The following is a 19,634-nucleotide window of genomic DNA, read 5'->3' on the forward strand; positions in this document are numbered from 1 at the left end:
TTACTCCCCTTTAAAGATTGGATTTCTTTTCTCTAAAAAAGCATCTACACCTTCTTTATAATCGGCTGTATTACCTGCTTTATCTTGAAAGAATCCTTCTTGTTTTAATTGATCTTCCATTGAATTTTGAAACGTTTGATTTAATAACTTCTTTGTATAAGCCAAACCTTTCGTTGGTAAACTTGCTAGTTTATTTGCTAGTTTAGCAACTTCAGATTCAAATGCATCGTCTGCAAAATAATCGTAAATCATTCCGATTTCTTTTGCTTGAGTAGCAGAAACTTTATCAGCAAGCATCATTAAAGCAGTTGCCTTTTGAAGTCCAATTAAACGAGGTAAAAAATAAGTTCCACCACAATCCGGGATTAAACCAATTTTAGAAAAAGCTTGAATAAAATTTGCAGATTCTTTTGCGACAACAATATCACATGCTAAAGCTAAATTTGCTCCTGCACCGGCTGCAACACCATTTACAGCAGCAACAACCGGCTTGTCCATGTTTCTAATTTTTAGAACCAATGGATTGTAATTTTCTGTTACGATTTTATTGAAATCGATTTCTTTTTCTTCTAATACTTCGCCTAAATCTTGGCCAGCACAAAATGCTTTTCCTGTAGCTGTTAAAACAACTGCACGAACAGAAACGTCTTGTGCTGCTACATCTAAATGATGTTGAAGAGTTTTAATCATTTCTTGATTAAAACTGTTAAATACAGAAGGACGATTCAACGTAATCGTAGCAATTCCTCCCTCTTGTGTGTATAGGATTGATGTTGAATTTTCCATAATTTTTTAGTGATGACATTTGAAATAATCAAATGGTTCGTGACAACTATTACATTGATACATAGCTTTGCAGGCCGTAGAACCAAATTGGCTGATAAGACGCGTATCGTGGGATCCACATTGCGGACATTCGATATTTTGCTCATCAGAAAAGAGCTCATCGCTCGAAGGATTTTTTGTTGGCGGCGCAATTCCATACGCTTTCATTTTTTGTTTTCCTTCTTCTGTCATCCAATCAGTCGTCCAAGATGGACTTAACTGATTGATGACATTGATATTTTTTAATCCTTTTTCGATTAACTTTAATCGGATAGAAATAGAAATTGCACTCATTGCAGGACATCCTGAGTATGTTGGCGTAATTGTTACATTGACTTTTCCATCTTTTGTAATTTCTACTTTACGCACTACTCCCAAATCTAAAACACTGATAACCGGTATTTCAGGATCTGGAACTTCCTCCAACCATTGCCAAATTTCTTTTTCTGTTACCATTGCGAATTTGGATAAGTTCGTTGTAAATATTGCAAATCTGTTAAGATAAATCCTAAATGTTCAGTATGAACACCTTCTTTACCTCCTTTTTGAACAAACGCATTTTCTACATCGGCAACAATTGTCGCTTCAGTTAAAATTTCATTTACTTTTGCTAACCAAACAGCTTTAAAATCTTCCGGATTATCAATCAATCCTTCTTTTATTAAAGCTTTTTGATAATCAGATAAAATGAATGCTTCTTTTACATAAGGTAAAATATCATTAACAGCTTGTTGAATTTTATCGTGAGATTCTTGTGTTCCATCTCCCAAACGAATCATCCATTCCGATGACCATTTTAAATGATACTTCACTTCTTTCAACGATTTCTCAGCGATAGATTGTAATTTAAGATCTTTTACTTTCAAGAATTGCTCTAATAACAACACATGGTAGCTATCATAAAAAAATTGACGTGCAACTGTGTTTCCGAAATGTCCGTTTGGTAATTCGACTAACAATAAGTTTTTATAATCACGTTCTTCACGTAACATCGCTAATGTATCTTCTGTAGCTCCATTCCCAATCATTTCTGCTGCATAATTGTAATAGTTTGATGTTTGTCCTAATAAATCCAATGCCATATTAGACATTGCAATATCTTGTTCCAAAATAGGTCCGTGACCACACCATTCGCAAAGCCGCTGAGCCAAAATAAGATTCGTATCTGCTAAATGTAAAATAAAATCAATGTAATTTTGATTGTTTTGATAAACTGTACTTGTCATAAATTACATGTTTTTGATTTCTTCCGGAACATCATAAAAAGTTGGGTGACGGTAAACTTTATCCTCAGCCGGATCGAAAAATTGTTCTGCTTCATCAGGATTCGATGCATGGATATTAACCGATTCGACAACCCAAATACTTACACCTTCCAAACGACGTGTGTAAACATCTCGTGCATTTTCTAACGCCATTGTTGCGTCTGCTGCGTGTAAACTACCTACGTGTTTGTGATCTAATCCTTGTTTACTTCTAATAAATACTTCCCATAAAGGCCAATCTCTATTTTCCATCTTTTTATGCGTTTTTGCGTTGTTCTTGTTCTAATTCTCTTTGTTTTCTTTTTTCGTGGTAAGCAGTAGCGGCATCACGCACCCAAGCTCCTTCATTATGAGCATTTCGGCGTGCATCTAAACGTTGTTTGTTACACTTTCCATTCCCTTTTACCACATTCCAAAATTCTTCCCAATCGATTTCTCCGAACTCGTAATGCCCGGTTTCTTCATTAAATCTAAGATCCGGATCTGGAATCGTTAACCCCAAATATTCTGCCTGTGGAACAGAAATATCGACAAAACGTTGACGTAATTCATCATTCGAGAAACGTTTAATTCTCCATTTCATTGACAATTCTGAATTAGAAGATTCTTCATCTTTTGGTCCAAACATCATTAATGTAGGCCACCACCAACGATTCATTGCATCTTGCAACATTGCTTTTTGTTCCAGTGTTCCTTTTGATAACACAACTAATGCTTCGTAACCTTGTCTTTGATGGAAAGATTCTTCCTTACATACTCGCACCATTGCACGAGCATAGGGACCGTAAGAAGTTCTACATAACGGGACTTGGTTTAGAATTGCTGCTCCGTCAACCAGCCAACCAATCATTCCTATATCTGCCCACGTAAGTGTTGGATAATTGAAAATTGACGAATATTTCGCTTTACCTGAATGTAAATCATTTAATGTTTGAATACGGGTTGTGCCAAGTGTTTCTGCTGCACAATATAAATATAGCCCATGTCCAGCCTCATCTTGTACTTTCGCTAACAAAATTTTCTTTCTGTTTAACGAAGGAGCTCTCGTAATCCAGTTTGCTTCCGGTAACATTCCAACAATTTCTGAATGAGCATGTTGAGAGATTTGTCTAATTAATGTTTTGCGGTATGCATCTGGCATCCAATCTTTTGGTTCGATACGAACTTCATTTTCAATCTTATTGTCAAAGATTTCTTGAAAATCAATTTCTTTTGCACTCATTTTTAAATGTTTTTAAAGTTGATTATTTGGCATCAAAATCTACCACGACTTCAGCAGAACGAGGATGAGCTTGACAAGCTAATACAAAACCTCTTTCTAATTCATCTGGCTCAAGTGAGTAGTTGATGTCCATTTCTACCTCACCCTTCTCTACTTTACATTTACAAGTGGCACAAACACCTCCTTTACAAGCGTAAGGTAAATCGGCACCATTTTGTAAAGCCGCATCTAAGATTGTATCGCCATTGTACCCCAAATCTATTTGTAAAGCTGTCGCATCTAATTTGATGGTTACTTTACTCATGGTATCGTCTGACTGTTTTACCGCTTTTTGACGCTCAATCTTTTTAGCTTCCGCAGAGGCACTATAAAATAATTCAAAATGCAAATGTTTAGCATCTACACCAGCTTCTACAAATGCATCGCGCCCACTTAAAATCATTTCTTCAGGACCACAAAGGAAGACTTCGCTTACATCTTTGGGATTGATAATATGTTGTAAGAAATATTCTATCTTTTCTTTATCAATTCGCCCACTCAGAATTTCCGCATCAGCCGTTTCACGGCTTAAAATATTGTAAACGCTCATGCGTTCCATGTATTTATTTTTTAATGCTTCAATTTCTTCTTTAAAAATGATAGACCCTTTGTTTCTGTTTCCGTACAATAGCACAAATTGGCTATTAGGTTCTGTTCTTAGAACTGTTTTGATGATTGAAAGTACTGGTGTAATTCCAGATCCTGCAACAATTCCGACATATAATTTTTTATTATCCTCGTGTAATTCTGTAAAGAAATTTCCTTGTGGTATCATCACATCAAGAACATCGCCAACTTTGACGTGCTCGTTCATAAAAGTTGAAAAAATACCATCTTCAATTTTCTTTACAGCAACTCTCAATTCATTGTCCAATGGACTAGAGCAAATTGAATATGAACGTCTGATTTCTTCATTATTATAAAGATTCTTGAACGTTAAATATTGCCCATGTTTATATTTAAATTCTTGATTTAAATCTTCCGGCACTTCAAAAGTAACCGAAACACAAGTTGGTGTTTCCTTTTTTACTTTTTTAACGCGTAGTTTATGAAAATTTATTGCCATATTATTTTTGAAATCCGTTAATTAATAATGTCATCAAATCGTTTTCTAATTGTTCTGGCGTGATGTCCCGCCCTGGTTTGTACCATAACTCTATCCAACGCAATGATGATAATAAAGTAAATAGAGCGACTGATACATTAAGATTTTTAAATTCTCCTGATGCAATTCCTGCTTTGATTAAATTTGCGATTCGTTTTTCATAACCTTTTCGTATTGTTTTGTACAATTCTTTTTTGGTTTCCGATAAATTTTTCCAATCGTTATTCGCAACAGAAACTTCATTTGGTTCGTCAATAATCATTCTAACATGAAGTTGAATGAGATCTCTTAGCTTTTGAACATTTGATTCGCTTGTATCTTCAATCGAACTAATGTGCGACACATATTGATTGGCAACTTTAAAACAAATTTCTTCCAAGATTTCATCTTTCGAACGGATGTGATTGTACAAACTTGCCGCTTCCATCCCTACTTTCTCTGCTAATTCTCGCATCGATGTTGCTGAATAACCTTTTTGTTTGAAGATTAATGCAGCTTCTTGAATAATCAGTTCTCTTTTACTTTGTTTAGGCATATGTATTTATAAATGTCTATTATCGATAATGCGGTTTAATTTTCCTCCTTCACTTTTTGGAAGTTCATTCGCTTGAAATAATTTGACATTCATTCCTAATCCGATATTATCTCTTATTTTTTTATGAATATTCGAGATTAATTTGTAACATTCAGCATTAGATTCTTCGTTCAAATTTTCGCAAGCTAAACCATTTGTTGCAAAATAGTCAGGATTTACTTCAAATCCAACTTCTACAACATCCATATTTTTTGGTTTCGTTAAAACCACTTGATAATTTGGAGATAATTGTGGAAAATCAGGAATAAAATCAGCGATTTGAGTGTGAAAGAAATTAACTCCACGAATTATCATCATATCATCTGCGCGACCAATAATTGGTCCCATTTTAATATGGGTTCTTTTCTTAGAATGTTCATATGTCAATGTTGTAATATCCCCTGTCCAATAACGTACCAAAGGTAGTGCTTCTTTTGTAAGAGTTGTAATCACCAACACTCCCGGTTGACCATATGGAACAGGTTCACCTGTTTTCTCATCAACGATTTCAGGAAAAAAATGATCTTCCCAAATATAAGAACCCGTTCCTTGTTCTTCATAATCTTCATTTGAGACTCCAGGACCTATAATCTCACTTAACCCGTAAATGTTAGATGCTTTGATATGTAAACTACCTTCTACTTCTTGACGAAGGGCTTCTGACCATGGTTCAGAACCTAAAATAGCAAACTTCAGATTAAAATTTTCTAAGGATTCGCCTCTTTTTTTAATTTCTTCAGCAACTGTCAAAGCATACGAAGGCGTTGCACAAATTGCATCGGCCTGAAAATCTTTTAGTAACATAATCTGTTTTTCTGTATTACCTCCGGAAATAGGAACCACAGTCATCCCTAATTTTTCAGCACCATAATGCAGTCCCAAACCTCCCGTAAATAAACCATAGCCATAGGCATTTTGTAATGTCATTCCCGGCTTACATCCTGATGCGGCTAAAGACCTGGCAACCACTTCCGAGAACAACTCGATATCATTATTCGTGTACCCTACTACAGTTGGTTTTCCTGTTGTTCCGCTTGAACAATGTAATCGTATAACATTCGTCTTAGGTTCAGCAAATAATCCAAAAGGATAATTTTCTCTTAAATGGTTTTTCTTCGTAAAGGGTAGTTTGTGTAAATCTTCAACACCTTTAATATCTTCTAGTTTTACACCAGCTTTATCAAAAGCTTCTTTATAAAAAGGTACTTTTTCGTACACTTTTTTTAACATCTTTTGAAGTCTCTCATTCTGAAGAACACGCAATTTTTCAATTGGCATTTGTTCTATATCAGGATTAAATATCATAATTTTTGCAGATTTTGATTTTTGATACTAACAAATTTAATCAAAAAAACTAAAAAAACTAACGTTTGTTAGTTTTTTTAGTGTAAAAAGTACAATTGTTTATAACAACATAACATTTAATAACTTAAAATACTATTAATCAAAGTGCTTAACTTTTTTGGATTAGGTAACATTTCTGTTTCTAAAATTGAATTTAATGGTATTGCCGGCATATCTTGTGCACCCAATACACGAACCGGAGCATCTAAAAATTCAAAACACTCTTCATTAATTAAACCTGCAACACTTTGTGCAAAAGAGTTTTGCTTTGCTTCTTCAGTCAATACAATACATCGATTGTGTTTTTTTACACTATTAAAAATAGTTTCTTCATCTAATGGCACCAATGTTCTCAAATCAATAATTTCGACTTGATTCGGAAAGTCTTTTGCTGCTTGTTTGGCCCAATAAACACCCATGCCATAGGTAATTATCGTTACAGTATTATGACTTTGAGAGGATTCAGTCATTAAAACTTCACGTGCTTTCCCAAAAGGTAATACATAATCTTCATCCGGCTCTACTGTTGCCGCTTCTTCTGTTCCTTTTATTTTACTCCAATACAACCCTTTGTGTTCTAACATGACCACTGGATTGGGATCATAATAAGCCGCTTTCATCAACCCTTTCAAATCTGCTCCTGTAGATGGATAAGCAATTTTAATACCTTTGATATTAGTTAAAACACTTTCTACCGAACTCGAATGATAAGGACCTCCGCTTCCATACGCACCAATTGGCACACGCAAAATCATTGAAACCGGCCATTTACCATTTGATAAATAATTGGAACGTGCAACTTCAGTAAAAAGCTGGTTAAGACCAGGCCAAATATAATCAGCAAACTGTACCTCAACAATAGGCTTTAAACCAACAGCTGACATCCCAACCGTAGAACCAATGATAAAAGCTTCTTGAATTGGTGTATTGAATACACGGTTTTTTCCATACTGTTTGGCTAAAGTTGCTGCTTCTCTAAAAACGCCTCCTAAACGCAATCCAACATCTTGCCCATACAATAAAGCTTCCGGATGTTCTGCCATCAGTTCGCGAATAGCGAAAAGCGCTGAATCTACCATTACCGTTTTTTCTTTACCTTCCGGCGAGCGATTACCTCTTTCCTCTGTAATTGGTGTTGGAGCAAAAACATGCGTATACAAATCTTCCGGTCGAGGGTCTTCAGCTTTTAACGCTTCTTGATATTCAGTCTGAACTTGTTCTTTTATATTATTTTCAATTTCGATCAACTCATTTTCATTGAATCCTTCATGTAACAATGTAAGTTTTAATTTATCGTAAGGATCTCTTGTTTGCGCCTCTTCCAAATCATCACGGTACCATTCTTTACGAACTCCAGATGTATGATGGTTTAATAAAGGAACTTTGGCATGCACTAAAATTGGGCGACGCTCTGTTCTAATAATTTCTATTGCTTGCTGAATTGTTTCATAAGAAGCTAAGAAGTCTGTACCATCTACCTGAAATACCTCTAAACCATTGAAACCTTTAGCATAATGTGCAATATCCTGTGCACGTATTTCATCAGCCGAAGCAGAAATATCCCATTCATTATCTTGAACCAGATATAAAATTGGCAATTGTTTCAAAGCTGCCATCTGAAAAGCTTCTGCCACTTCTCCTTCTGTACAAGACGCATCTCCCAAAGAACAAACCGCTATTGGTTTAATTTCTTCTTGACACAATCCCTCTAATTCTTTGTACTGCATTCCCATCGCAATTCCTGTTGTCGGAATAGCCTGCATTCCTGTTGCACTACTTTGATGTGGAATTTTAGGCATATTTTCACGACGTAAACTCGGATGAGAATAATAGGTTCTTCCTCCTGAAAAAATATCATCGCGTTTCGCTAATAATTGTAACATCAATTCATAAGGCGTCACACCAATTGATAATAACATGGCATCATCCCGATAATAAGCACTCAAATAATCCTGAGGCAATAATTGTAAACCTGTCGCTATTTGGATTGCTTCATGTCCGCGTGAAGTTGCGTGAACATATTTGTTTGTTATCGCTTTGTTTTCTTCGTATAATTCGGTCAAAGCCTTTGCTGTAACCAGTAATTTATATGCTTGTTTAAGTAAAGTTGTAGTTGATATAATAGTTTCCATTCTGATTAAATTTGTGTATTAACATCCCAATTCTCCATATAATCTGAAATTCGTTTCAAGAATACTCCTCCCAACGACCCATCTATCACGCGATGATCAAACGAAAGCGATAAATACATAAATTGTCTTGCAACAATAATATCTCCAAATTCAGTCTCTAAAACAGCCGGTTTTTTCTTGATTACACCAGTCGCAAGAATTGCAACTTCAGGCTGATTGATAATTGGTGTTCCCATCAGGTTTCCAAAAGTTCCAACATTACTTATTGTAAATGTTCCTCCTTTCACATCGTCAGGTAAAAGCTTATTTCTACGAGCTTTGTCTACAATTGAATTAACATTTTTCGCTAATCCTTCCAAATTCAATTCATTTGCTTGATGGATCACAGGAACAATCAAATTATTGTTAGGTAAAGCTGTTGCAATTCCAATATTGATTTCGTTGTGTTTTATAATTTTTGTTTCTGTTTCGTCTACTGAAACATTCATCATCGGAAAATCTTTGATTGCACGAACAACACAGTCTACAATCAAAGGTGTAAACGTTAATTTCTGTTTGTACTTTGCTTCAAAAGCAACTTTATTTTCTTCGCGCCATTTTACAAAATTTGTCACATCAGGTTCTACATAAGCTGTCACATGAGGTGAAGTTTGTTTACTTTTCTTCATGTGCTTCGAAATCATCTGACGCATTTTATCCATCTCAATAATTTCATCTTTAGCACCAAAAGAAGAACTTAAAATCACATTGTTTTCACTTAAAGTATCACTTGAATTATTAGCTTTAAAAGGTTTATTTTGAATATAATTCAAAACATCATTTTTTGAAATTCTTCCATCACGCCCAGAGCCTTTTATTTGCAAAACATCATTTGTTTGAAGATTCTCTTTCTGAATAATACTTTTTACCAAAGGCGATAAAAATTGATTCGTATCATTTGAATGTATGGTTTGCGAAGTGGAAATAGTTTCAATCGTTTTCTCTTCTATTCTTTCGTTTTTTTGTAATGATTGATTCTGGTCTTCTGAAGTTTCAATAATTGCAAAAACTTCCCCTATTTTAATCTCATCTCCTTCATTAAATCTAAACTCTATAATTTTCCCAGCTTTTGTTGAAGGCACATCAGAATCTACTTTATCCGTAGAAACTTCGGCTATTACCTCATCCTCTTGAATGAAATCACCAATATTCTTTGTGAAACGAACAAGCTGTACAGACTCTACACTCTCTCCCAGTTTCGGGATCGTTAGTTCTATATTCTTCATTTTATTTTTTTGCAGTTTTATGCGTTGAAGATAATGATTTTTTATAAAAACTAATGAATGTTAGTTAAATTTAATTGAAACTTTCCCCTTTTTATAGTGTATATGGTACATTTAAATTTCAATCGATTTATACTCTAAAACCTCATCACTAAACCAATTCCTGCCTGATTATTTTGAAATGCAGGAAAAATTATAGTTGATACCTTAGATTCTTTATTTTTAGGAGAAAACCAATTGTTAATTGTTGGAAACAACCAGTAAGCTAACTCTGTAGACAAAATCCCAATTCCTGCTCCTGCAACTACATCTCCTACCCAATGGCGATTATTTATGACACGATAAACACCTGTAAAAGCTGCTAAAGGATATCCTGCCAAACTCAACCAGATATTAGTATCCTGATATTCACGAAACATAAATTGTGCTGTAGAAAAAGCATTTGCTGTATGTCCGGAAGGAAAAGAAAGATGATTCGTTCCATCCGGTCTTTCTTCATTCACCGTATGTTTCAATCCCATAACCAAACCTGTATTGATAATTTGTGAAGTGGCGAAAATAATTGTTCGATCTTTAAAATTATGTTTTCCTTGAATACCAGCTAGATTCAATCCATAAACTGCAACTGCAGGTAAGTATTGTGTATAATTATCAAATCGATTTCCTTTTGTATTGTCTTCTAATAGTTCGTTTTGAGTTGATTTATTCAAATTATCTAAAGCAGGAATTGCTAAACTAAGACTTCCGTAAGTAATTAAACTCGCAGGAACAATCAGTTTTTTTGCATTAAAATGATAAACTTTATCTTCTGAATTGAATGTTTGTTGTGGAATAGGATCAACTTCTGCTTTTTGAATTGTATCTTGTGTATTTACTGTCATCGAAAAAATGGTAAGTAGGACACAATTAATTAATGTCATTTTCGATTTTGTTTGGTTCATTTCATTATACATTTTGTTAAACAAATGTATTTGAAACCTCATTATTCCAAACTTAAGATTTGATTAAGAAAAAGCCGAAGAAATACTTTATTTATTCGGCTTTAAATATGATTTAGTTATTGTCAATTTATTAAGAAAAGTTCAAAAAAATTATAAATTCCCTCTACGTTCTTGTTCTCTTTCCAAAGCTTCGAATAAAGCTTTGAAGTTTCCTGCTCCAAACGATTGAGCTCCGTGACGTTCAATAATTTCGTAAAATAATGTTGGTCTGTCTTCAACAGGTTTTGTAAAGATTTGCAATAAATAACCTTCTTCATCACAATCCACTAAAATACCAAGACTTTGCAGCTTTTTAATATCTTCATCAATTTCTCCTACACGCTCCGGAATCATGTCATAATAAGCTTCCGGCGGTGCAGATAAAAATTCGACTCCACGAGATTTAAGCTCAGTAACAGTTTTAACAATATCTTTTGTGGCCACTGCAATATGCTGAACCCCTTCTCCTTCATAAAAATCTAAGTATTCTTCTACTTGCGATTTTTTCTTTCCTTCTGCAGGTTCATTAATTGGAAATTTCGAATAACCATTTCCATTACTCATTACTTTTGACATTAATGCTGAATATTCTGTATTGATTTGTTTATCATCAAAGGACAAAATATTTACAAACCCCATCACATCCTGGTACCATTGTACGCAATCATTCATACGATTCCAACCAACATTTCCTACACAATGATCAACATATAACAAACCACAATCAGTAGGTTGATAAGCTGATTCTGATTTCACATACCCCGGCATAAAAGGTCCATTGTAATTTTTACGTTCAATAAACATATGAATTGTTTCTCCATACGTATAAATTCCAGACATTTTTACTTCTCCAAATTCATCTGTAATTGTAGTTGGCTCCATATAAGGTTTTCCACCACGTTTTGTTGTTTGCTCAAAAGCATCGTACGCATCATCAACCCAAAGCGCCAAAATCTTCACTCCGTCTCCATGCTTCATCGCATGCTGACATATTGGTGAATCTGATTTTAACCCTGATGTTAAAACTAAACGAATTTTACCTTGTTGTAAAACATAAGATGCTCTATCTCTTACTCCGGTTTCTGGACCTGCATAGGCAACTTCTTGAAAACCGAATGCTGTTTTGTAATAATGTGCAGATTGTTTTGCATTTCCTACATAAAACTCGATATAATCTGTTCCATTAATTGGAAGAAAGTCTTGCGCTAAAGCTATTTTCTCTGCAAATGTTTGTGTACTCATTTTCTTGTGTTTATTTTTATGTATCATTATTTCGATTTGATATTCGAAATTTATTTTTTATCCCTGTCATCTAGTTTGATCATCTGACGATGATCATTAATAAAGCCAAGATTTATAATAATCCGGATCTTCTATTTCTAAAGCTTGTTCTGTTAACATTAAAGGTCTGAAAGGATCAATCATCACAGCCAACTCATGTGTTTCTTTTGCTCCAATCGACTTTTCTACCGTTCCCGGATGCGGACCATGCGGAATACCCGCCGGATGTAATGTAATTTGACCTTTTTCAACTGATTTTCTTGACATAAAATCGCCATCGACATAATATAAAATTTCGTCAGAATCTACATTACTATGATTATAAGGAGCCGGAATAGCATTTGGATGATAGTCGAACAAACGAGGAACGAAACTACAAATAACAAATCCTGCACCTTCAAATGTCTGATGAACCGGTGGTGGTTGATGAATACGCCCTGTTATCGGCTCGAAATTATGAATTGAAAAGGCCCAAGGATAATGATAACCATCCCATCCAACAAAATCGAAAGGATGAGTCCCGTAGACATAGGGATATATTAAGCCTTCTTTTTTAATCATAATCTTAAAATCTCCATGTTCATCATGGGTTTCAAGATTTTGCGGACGCTTTATATCTCGTTCACAAAATGGAGAATGTTCCATTAATTGACCAAAATGATTACGGTAACGACGAGGTGTTTCTACCGGACTAAATGACTCTGTGATGAACAAACGATTATTCTCGTCATTGAAATGAAGTTGATAAATTATTCCACGTGGAATGACTAAATAATCTCCATATTCAAACTCGATTTGTCCATAACCTGTTTTCAAAACCCCAGAACCTTCATGAATAAAAATCACTTCATCCGCTTGAGAATTTTTGTAAAAATAATCGGTCATCGACTGTTGAGGAGCAGCCAACGAGATGTGCAAATCATTATTCACTAAAACAGGAACACGTGATTCTAAATAATCTTTTGTTGGTTTTACTTTAAACCCTTTTAAAGACGTGTGCTTCAAATGCTTTGCGCGAGCTATTTTAGGTTCAACCGAATAAGGTTCATTAATTTCTTTTACCAAAGTTGGTGGATAACAATGATAAACATTAGAATACGTACTCGAAAATCCATGCGTAGAAACCAGCTCTTCTGCATATAATTCTCCATTTGGTTTTCGGAATACCGTATGTCGCTTTTGTGGGAATTCTCCCAAATGATGATAAAGTGGCATATCGTATTTTGTTTGTTGTTTTGATGAAAAGGTAGATGACGAAATTCGTCAACAAGGAGTCTACAATATTCTAATGTGAATATTGAGCAAATACAATTTTGGAAAGTAAAGCAGAAGTTTGCTTATTCATTCCAACAAATAAAGGTTTTATATTTTCTTTAATTGCTTGCATTTCTTTTCTGTGGTTATACCAAAGATAGAAACTTTTTTTGATTGTAACAAATACACCATTATTTTATTTGGCATTAATGTTACTCCTCAAAAATAAGAAAAAGGAAATTGGTCTTATTTAATAAATATCCGATTATTAGGTAACTTCTTAAATAGAAAGTATAAAATATACCTACTTTTTTCAAATAAAAAAAGGTTGCTGTAGCAACCTTTTTATAACATAATAACTCCTTCTATCTTGGATACTTCTTTATAATAGTTGATTACGGTATCCGCATCTATTACGTATAATTTTATAGAAATCGAAGTGTATTTTCTATTTTTTGATGCTTTGTATTCATACTCAGCATTTGTATCAGCAAATACCTCTTTAATCTTTTTCATTGTCTCTTCACTTGAAGGATAAATGAACTTGAATAAATAATCTGCAGGAAACTTTTGAACATCATCCAATCTTTCTCTAAATTTTGCATAAAAATCCTGCTCATTATGAGAGCTATCTGGAATTTCTTCGAATGTGTAATCTCTGTTATTGTTCATACTATATTTTAGTTGTATTATGTCAAAAATAGTACCACATCACATTATTGAAAAACACTTCAATTATTAAGACATTTTGTCATATCAACTTTTATAGACAGTAGGCTATATTTAATTTGAAACAAATTTTAATCCCACAATTGAACTTATCAACGTAAAAATAAAAAATACTCTCCAAAAGTTAGCTGGTTCTTTGAAAACAAATATTCCGATTAATACTGTTCCAACTGCGCCAATTCCTGTCCAAATTGCATATGCTGTTCCCAATGGTAAAGTTTGTGTCGCCTTAATTAATAACACCATACTTACAACCAGGCAAACAGCGAAAGTTCCATACCACATATACATTTCTGTTCCTGTAGTTTCTTTGGCTTTTCCTAATGAAGAGGTAAATCCAACTTCGAATAAACCGCCTAAAATCAATAAAATCCAATTCATTTTTGTTATATTTTTTACAAAGATGAAGTAGAAAAAAAAACTATTTTTTTACAAATGTTAAAAAATTATTCATTTATATTTCGGCGCGAATTCTACTCAATGTAACTTGAGAAATTCCTAAATAAGAAGCGATGTAACTTAATTGTACCCGGTTAATCAAACCAGGGTCTTCATTCAACAATTTCTTATACCTGTCAATAGCGGTTCCCAATTGTCTCGAAATAAAACGCTCTTCTGTTTTTATCAGTTCGATTTCAGCTAATTTCCTTCCCCAGTTTGCAATTTCTAAATTAGTTGAATATAATTCATGTAAATCAGACATTTTAATCTCATACAATTCACAATCCTCCATCAGTTCAATTGTTTCATAACCTGTTTTATTTTCAACGTAACTTCTCATCGATACAATCAAATCACCTTCTTTTCCAAACCAAAACGTAATTTCTTTTCCGTCATCAACTGTATAGGCTCGAACCATTCCTTTCTTGATAAAATAAATCTTCTTCTCGACTTTATCTGTACTCAGAACAGCAGTACCTTTTACTAACTCAATTAATTCTATTTTATCAATCATTTGCTGCATAGAAGAAAAAGAAAGGAAGGAAATTTGGTTTAAAATCTGCTTTATTTCCATATGTAAACTTGTCAAGTAAAAATAAACAAAAAACTCAATCTAAAAATTCAGATTGAGTTCTTGAAATTAAATTAACACATGAAACCTACTTTGTGTGCAGGCCACATTCTTTTTTACTATTGTCTTCCCACCACCAACGTCCGGCACGGAAATCTTCTCCTTCTCTTATAGCACGTGTACAAGGTGCACAACCAATGCTTATAAAACCTTGCTCATGTAATGAATTGTACGGAACACCATTTTCTTTTAAATAATTAAAACAATCTTCTGTTGTAAAATCAATTAATGGATTGAATTTAAATAATTGCCTTTCTTCATCAAATTCTATTTCATGCATATCATGACGATTATTCGATTGCTCAGCACGCAAACCTGTAATCCAAACAGAAGCTTCTTTTAAAGCTCGATTAAGGGGAATAACTTTTCTGATATAACAACATTGTTTTCTCAATTCTACAGAATCATAAAAAGGATTAATCCCATTTTCAGCTACAAAAGATTCTAACTCTTCTGTTGGCGGATAATAAGGTTTTATCTTCGATTGGTACTTCAATTCTGTTTTGTTCCAAGTATTATACGTTTCTTGAAAAACACGTCCTGTGTCTAAAGTAAAAACTTCAATATTTTTCAATTTTTGACTTAAAATAGCATGAGAAATAACTTGATCTTCAAATCCAAAACTCGTTGAAAAAACAAGTTTAACCTGAACATAATTATTCAAGAATTTTAATTTTTCTTCTAAACTCGGTTGCTCTAAAACTTGATCTAATATATGTTTAAGATGATTCATTTTTATAATACACAATCCCTATAGTTGTTATAGAGAATTAATTCTAGCAAATGTATTCATTCTTAAATTCACAACAAAACTATTCTCCACTTATTTGTCTTGCTATTTACGTATTAATTCAATATATTATTTTAGAAAAAATTATGAATCGTCTAACTATTTTCGAAACAAAATTATCACATTCATAATATTGATTGAAAATCGAGTAAAATATGTTCAAATAAAGACATTCTTATCAGTTTATTTATCAAAAATACTCAAAAAACAATATCAATATTGCATAAATAAAAAATAGATAGACAGGTTATTAAATTGTATCTAATAGTGCCCGAGAAAAAATTATCATATTCATAAAACAAAAAAAGTCAAACCTTATATAGCTTGACTTTTTAATCTATTTTGTTTGAAATGATGAATAATCATAAAAATTGGTGAAAGTAACCAAATCCAATATCCAAAAAGAGGTAGATTATATTCATGGACTCCTAAAATATTCAATCTTGTTAGATGATTTAGTCCATACAAAGACATTAAAATTGCAGTTAATATACTGAAATAAAAACTTATTTTTTTTCGGTAAAAAATCCAAGCAAATAGCAATGTGAAATTTCCCAACCAACAAAAGAAATCTAAATATGGAAATGTCATCCAACCCACATATGCATATACATAACCATAAAGTTCAAAAATTTTATAATTATCCCCTTCTACTATATGTACAGGCAATAGTAAACTCATCAAAAAAGCTAGAATACTTAGGCATAAAAACAACTTATTTTTCAAATTTAGCTTCAATTTGTTCAATTTGTTTCTCAAGCTTTTTATTCTCTTTTTTCAATTTGTTCTCAGGACTAAACATCGCATAAACCAACAACCCCACTCCAATTCCGACAACAGCTCCAACCTTTTCGTTTTTATTAATCGCTTTTGAAATCGCAATTCCCGCAGCGGCACCTGTTGTAACAATAGAAACTGTATTTTCAAATCCTTTTGATTTTGTATCTAAAACTTCCAATAAATTATTCATAGTTGATTCTTTTTTCAATAAACCTTGCAATAAATATTCCTAAATATAAATCAATCCTATTTATTTTAAAAATTGTTCGAATAAATTCAAGTCTTTATCTTTGCTCATTACTATTCTTATAGTATCAACATGGTCAAACTAAATTTAGTTCAGTTTTTCATCTTTGATTTGATGAGGTGTTGAAACAAATTTAATTATGACCTGCCGTCTTTTTTATAAGATTTTAAACAATGGAAATTCAAGATAAGATTTTAGCTTTAAGAGAAGAGCTTACCCAACATAATTACAATTATTACGTTTTAGATAATCCGACAATTTCTGATTTCGAATTTGATTTGAAATTGAAAGAATTGAAACGTCTGGAAGACGAAAATCCTATTTTCTTCGATGTAAATTCTCCTACTCAACGTGTTGGAGGAATGGTTACTAAAAACTTCCCAACAATTGTGCACGAATTTAGAATGTATTCACTGGACAACTCATATTCTGTCGAAGATTTACAAGAGTGGGAAAAACGCATCGAAAAAGCATTAGGTGAAAAAGTAGAATTTGTTTGCGAACTAAAATACGACGGCGCTTCAATCTCTATTCTTTATGAAAATGGGCAGCTGACCCAAGCCGTTACACGCGGAGATGGCACTCAGGGAGACGAGATTACAAATAATATCAGAACCATTCAATCTATTCCATTAAAATTAAAAGGAAATTATCCTGAACGATTTTACATGCGCGGCGAAATTACAATTCCGTTGAATACATTTGCTTCTATTAATAAAGAACGCGCCAATAATGGTTTAGAATTGTATGCAAACCCTCGAAATACAGCTTCGGGCTCTCTAAAATTACAAGACAATACCGAAGTGGCAAAACGTGGTTTACAATGTTTTCCTTATTATTTTATTGGAAATAATTTACCTTATACAACACAATGGGAAATGTTACAAGCTGCGGATGAGCTAGGTTTCAAAATTCCGCACACTTCAAAATTATGTACTTCTTTAGAAGAAGTTTTAGCCTTTGTAGATTATTGGGATAATGAACGTAAAAACTTGCCTTATGAAACGGACGGAATTGTCATCAAAGTGAATTCATTTTCGCAACAAGATGAATTGGGATATACTGCAAAATCTCCTCGTTGGGCAATGGCGTATAAATTTAAAGCTGAAGCTGCTGAAACAGAATTGTTGAGTATCGATTATCAAGTTGGACGTACAGGAGCAATTACACCCGTTGCGAATCTTGCTCCGGTTTCATTAGCCGGAACAATTGTGAAACGTGCATCTGTTCACAATGAAGATATCATCAAAAAATTAGATATTCGAATTGGCGATATCGTTTATGTAGAAAAAGGAGGAGAAATTATTCCGAAGATCGTAGGTGTTAATACAGATGTTCGCCAACCCGAAACAGCCGAAATTGAATTTATTAAAAATTGTCCTTCATGTGGAACAGCCTTAATTCGAAAAGAAGGAGAGGCACAGCATTATTGTCCAAATGAAAATGGTTGTGAACCTCAGATTATTGGAAGATTAGAACACTTTGTTTCTAGAAAAGCAATGGATATTGAAAGTATTGGTGGGGAAACTGCTGTCTTATTACACAAAGCAAATTTGTTGAATAACATTGCAGATTTTTATACTTTACAAAAAGAAGATATTCTGCCTTTGGAAAGAATGGCTGAAAAGTCCGCTCAAAATATCATTAATTCAGTCGAAAAATCAAAAGAACAACCTTTCGAAAGAGTCTTGTATGCCATCGGAATTAGACATGTTGGTGAAACAGTTGCAAAGAAATTGGTGAAACATTTTCAACACATCGACCGTTTGATGCATGCTACAATGGAAGAATTGGTTTCTGTAACAGATGTTGGAGAAAAAATTGCCATTTCTATTAAAGAATATTTTAAGGAGGAACAACATCAAATCATCATTCAACGTTTACGTGATTATGGTTTAAACTTTGAAATTGGTGAAGAAGCCAAACCTATCTCGGATTCTTTAGAAGGGAAAACCTTTCTGTTTACCGGAACATTGACAAAATTTACCCGTAATGAAGCGCAAAAAATGGTGGAAGACCATGGTGGGAAAAATATTTCGGCAGTTTCCAAAAATCTCAATTTCTTAGTTGCGGGTGATAAAGCGGGTAGTAAATTGAAAAAAGCAGAAGAAATAGGAACTGTCTCTATTCTTACGGAAGACGAATTTTTAATTATGATAAACGGCTAATGGAATCAGGATTAATTGCTGTCGTCATATTCGGAATCGTTTTAATTATTTTGGTTCCGTTTATTTATTATGGATTGAGAATGGCCGGCTATCATAAAGCTGCCATGATTATTTCTGCTGCTATCTTTTTTATCGTTCTTATTCCCATGGTCAAATATGGGTATAGAAGTCAAATGTATTCGAGCGAAGATTTAAAAACAGATTTACACCAGGCAGGAATTGGTTACAAAGGACCAATAAAAATGGTTTCGACTGAAATTTCGGGTATTAAACATTTAAAACAAGAAACAGTTTTGATAATGGATACTGTAGATATCAATAAAATTATCAAACGAATAGAATCAGATTCGCGTTTCGAGGTTTCTCCAAAATTGTTGAATCTAAAAGATGAGCTAGGAGCAAATGCTAGAAATAAAATGAATAGAAATTATCGTTTCAAAACTAATTTTATTCTCGAAACCTATGGAATGATTGATAATTATACCGTTCATTACTCGGAATTAAAATTCAGAAAAGACAATGATACCGTTTTCTTTAAAAAAGAAGAAATTTATTAAAACAAAAA

Annotated in this window: 21 protein-coding genes; 2 read left to right on the top strand and 19 right to left on the bottom strand. The window is 33.4% G+C overall.

The window, feature by feature from the left end; all coding sequences use genetic code 11:
* The 19 genes from H277_RS0102645 to H277_RS0102740 all read right to left on the bottom strand — a co-directional run bounded on the left by H277_RS0102645 (position 1) and on the right by H277_RS0102740 (position 16,844).
* A complete protein-coding gene (locus tag H277_RS0102645) occupies positions 1-786 on the bottom strand; it encodes an enoyl-CoA hydratase-related protein (protein WP_019974023.1) in 786 nt (261 codons plus the stop codon).
* A gap of 6 nt (positions 787-792) precedes the next feature.
* The gene (gene paaD / locus H277_RS0102650; protein WP_019974024.1) at positions 793-1,281 is read right to left on the bottom strand and encodes a 1,2-phenylacetyl-CoA epoxidase subunit PaaD; all 489 of its coding nucleotides are present in this window, start codon (positions 1,279-1,281) and stop codon (positions 793-795) included.
* Positions 1,275-2,051 (bottom strand): 1,2-phenylacetyl-CoA epoxidase subunit PaaC, encoded by a 777-nt coding sequence (gene paaC / locus H277_RS0102655; RefSeq protein WP_019974025.1) that lies wholly within the window; start codon positions 2,049-2,051, stop codon positions 1,275-1,277. The genes paaD and paaC overlap by 7 nt, the downstream gene beginning before the upstream one ends.
* Positions 2,052-2,054: 3 nt before the next feature.
* Positions 2,055-2,342, bottom strand: coding sequence for a 1,2-phenylacetyl-CoA epoxidase subunit PaaB (paaB, locus tag H277_RS0102660; RefSeq protein ID WP_019974026.1), 288 nt, complete (start codon positions 2,340-2,342; stop codon positions 2,055-2,057).
* A 4-nt stretch (positions 2,343-2,346) separates the two neighbouring features.
* A complete protein-coding gene (gene paaA / locus H277_RS0102665) occupies positions 2,347-3,312 on the bottom strand; it encodes a 1,2-phenylacetyl-CoA epoxidase subunit PaaA (protein ID WP_019974027.1) in 966 nt (321 codons plus the stop codon).
* Positions 3,313-3,334: 22 nt separating this feature from the next.
* Positions 3,335-4,417, bottom strand: coding sequence for a 1,2-phenylacetyl-CoA epoxidase subunit PaaE (gene paaE / locus H277_RS0102670; RefSeq protein ID WP_019974028.1), 1,083 nt, complete (start codon positions 4,415-4,417; stop codon positions 3,335-3,337).
* Position 4,418: 1 nt separating this feature from the next.
* Positions 4,419-4,991 carry a TetR/AcrR family transcriptional regulator gene (locus H277_RS0102675; protein WP_019974029.1) on the bottom strand — a complete coding sequence of 191 codons (573 nt, stop codon included), beginning with the start codon at positions 4,989-4,991 and terminating at the stop codon, positions 4,419-4,421.
* Positions 4,992-4,997: 6 nt separating this feature from the next.
* On the bottom strand, positions 4,998-6,335 hold the full coding sequence (locus H277_RS0102680) for a phenylacetate--CoA ligase family protein (RefSeq protein ID WP_019974030.1): 1,338 nt from the start codon (positions 6,333-6,335) through the stop codon (positions 4,998-5,000).
* 116 nt (positions 6,336-6,451) lie between these two features.
* Positions 6,452-8,506 (bottom strand): alpha-ketoacid dehydrogenase subunit alpha/beta, encoded by a 2,055-nt coding sequence (locus H277_RS0102685; RefSeq protein ID WP_019974031.1) that lies wholly within the window; start codon positions 8,504-8,506, stop codon positions 6,452-6,454.
* 5 nt (positions 8,507-8,511) lie between these two features.
* Positions 8,512-9,771, bottom strand: coding sequence for a dihydrolipoamide acetyltransferase family protein (locus tag H277_RS0102690; RefSeq protein ID WP_019974032.1), 1,260 nt, complete (start codon positions 9,769-9,771; stop codon positions 8,512-8,514).
* A gap of 134 nt (positions 9,772-9,905) precedes the next feature.
* Complete coding sequence (locus H277_RS0102695) at positions 9,906-10,709, bottom strand: phosphatase PAP2 family protein (protein WP_146810329.1); 804 nt, start codon at positions 10,707-10,709, stop codon at positions 9,906-9,908.
* 150 nt (positions 10,710-10,859) lie between these two features.
* A complete protein-coding gene (gene hppD, locus H277_RS0102700) occupies positions 10,860-11,990 on the bottom strand; it encodes a 4-hydroxyphenylpyruvate dioxygenase (protein WP_026357374.1) in 1,131 nt (376 codons plus the stop codon).
* A 96-nt stretch (positions 11,991-12,086) separates the two neighbouring features.
* A complete protein-coding gene (locus tag H277_RS0102705) occupies positions 12,087-13,244 on the bottom strand; it encodes a homogentisate 1,2-dioxygenase (RefSeq protein WP_019974035.1) in 1,158 nt (385 codons plus the stop codon).
* A 384-nt stretch (positions 13,245-13,628) separates the two neighbouring features.
* On the bottom strand, positions 13,629-13,955 hold the full coding sequence (locus H277_RS0102715) for a DUF493 family protein (protein WP_019974037.1): 327 nt from the start codon (positions 13,953-13,955) through the stop codon (positions 13,629-13,631).
* Positions 13,956-14,066: 111 nt separating this feature from the next.
* The gene (locus H277_RS0102720; protein ID WP_019974038.1) at positions 14,067-14,393 is read right to left on the bottom strand and encodes a DMT family transporter; all 327 of its coding nucleotides are present in this window, start codon (positions 14,391-14,393) and stop codon (positions 14,067-14,069) included.
* A gap of 73 nt (positions 14,394-14,466) precedes the next feature.
* Positions 14,467-15,027: a Crp/Fnr family transcriptional regulator gene (locus H277_RS0102725; protein ID WP_019974039.1), complete on the bottom strand. Its 561-nt coding sequence runs from the start codon at positions 15,025-15,027 to the stop codon at positions 14,467-14,469.
* Between the two features lie 85 nt (positions 15,028-15,112).
* Entirely contained in the window at positions 15,113-15,817 is a 705-nt protein-coding gene (locus H277_RS0102730) for a phosphoadenylyl-sulfate reductase (protein WP_019974040.1), read from the bottom strand.
* A 372-nt stretch (positions 15,818-16,189) separates the two neighbouring features.
* Positions 16,190-16,555, bottom strand: a complete 366-nt coding sequence (locus tag H277_RS0102735; protein ID WP_019974041.1) for a hypothetical protein — start codon at positions 16,553-16,555, stop codon at positions 16,190-16,192.
* Positions 16,556-16,589: 34 nt separating this feature from the next.
* A complete protein-coding gene (locus H277_RS0102740) occupies positions 16,590-16,844 on the bottom strand; it encodes a hypothetical protein (RefSeq protein WP_146810327.1) in 255 nt (84 codons plus the stop codon).
* A 230-nt stretch (positions 16,845-17,074) separates the two neighbouring features.
* Between H277_RS0102740 and ligA the strand changes: the two genes are divergently transcribed.
* Together ligA and H277_RS0102750 are read left to right on the top strand one after the other, a co-directional pair.
* Positions 17,075-19,069, top strand: a complete 1,995-nt coding sequence (gene ligA / locus H277_RS0102745) for an NAD-dependent DNA ligase LigA (RefSeq protein WP_019974043.1) — start codon at positions 17,075-17,077, stop codon at positions 19,067-19,069.
* Positions 19,069-19,626 (top strand): hypothetical protein, encoded by a 558-nt coding sequence (locus H277_RS0102750; RefSeq protein ID WP_019974044.1) that lies wholly within the window; start codon positions 19,069-19,071, stop codon positions 19,624-19,626. Before ligA ends, H277_RS0102750 begins: the two co-directional genes overlap by 1 nt.
* Positions 19,627-19,634 lie beyond the last annotated feature (8 nt).

This window comes from Empedobacter brevis NBRC 14943 = ATCC 43319, from assembly GCF_000382425.1.
Lineage (GTDB): Bacteria > Bacteroidota > Bacteroidia > Flavobacteriales > Weeksellaceae > Empedobacter > Empedobacter brevis.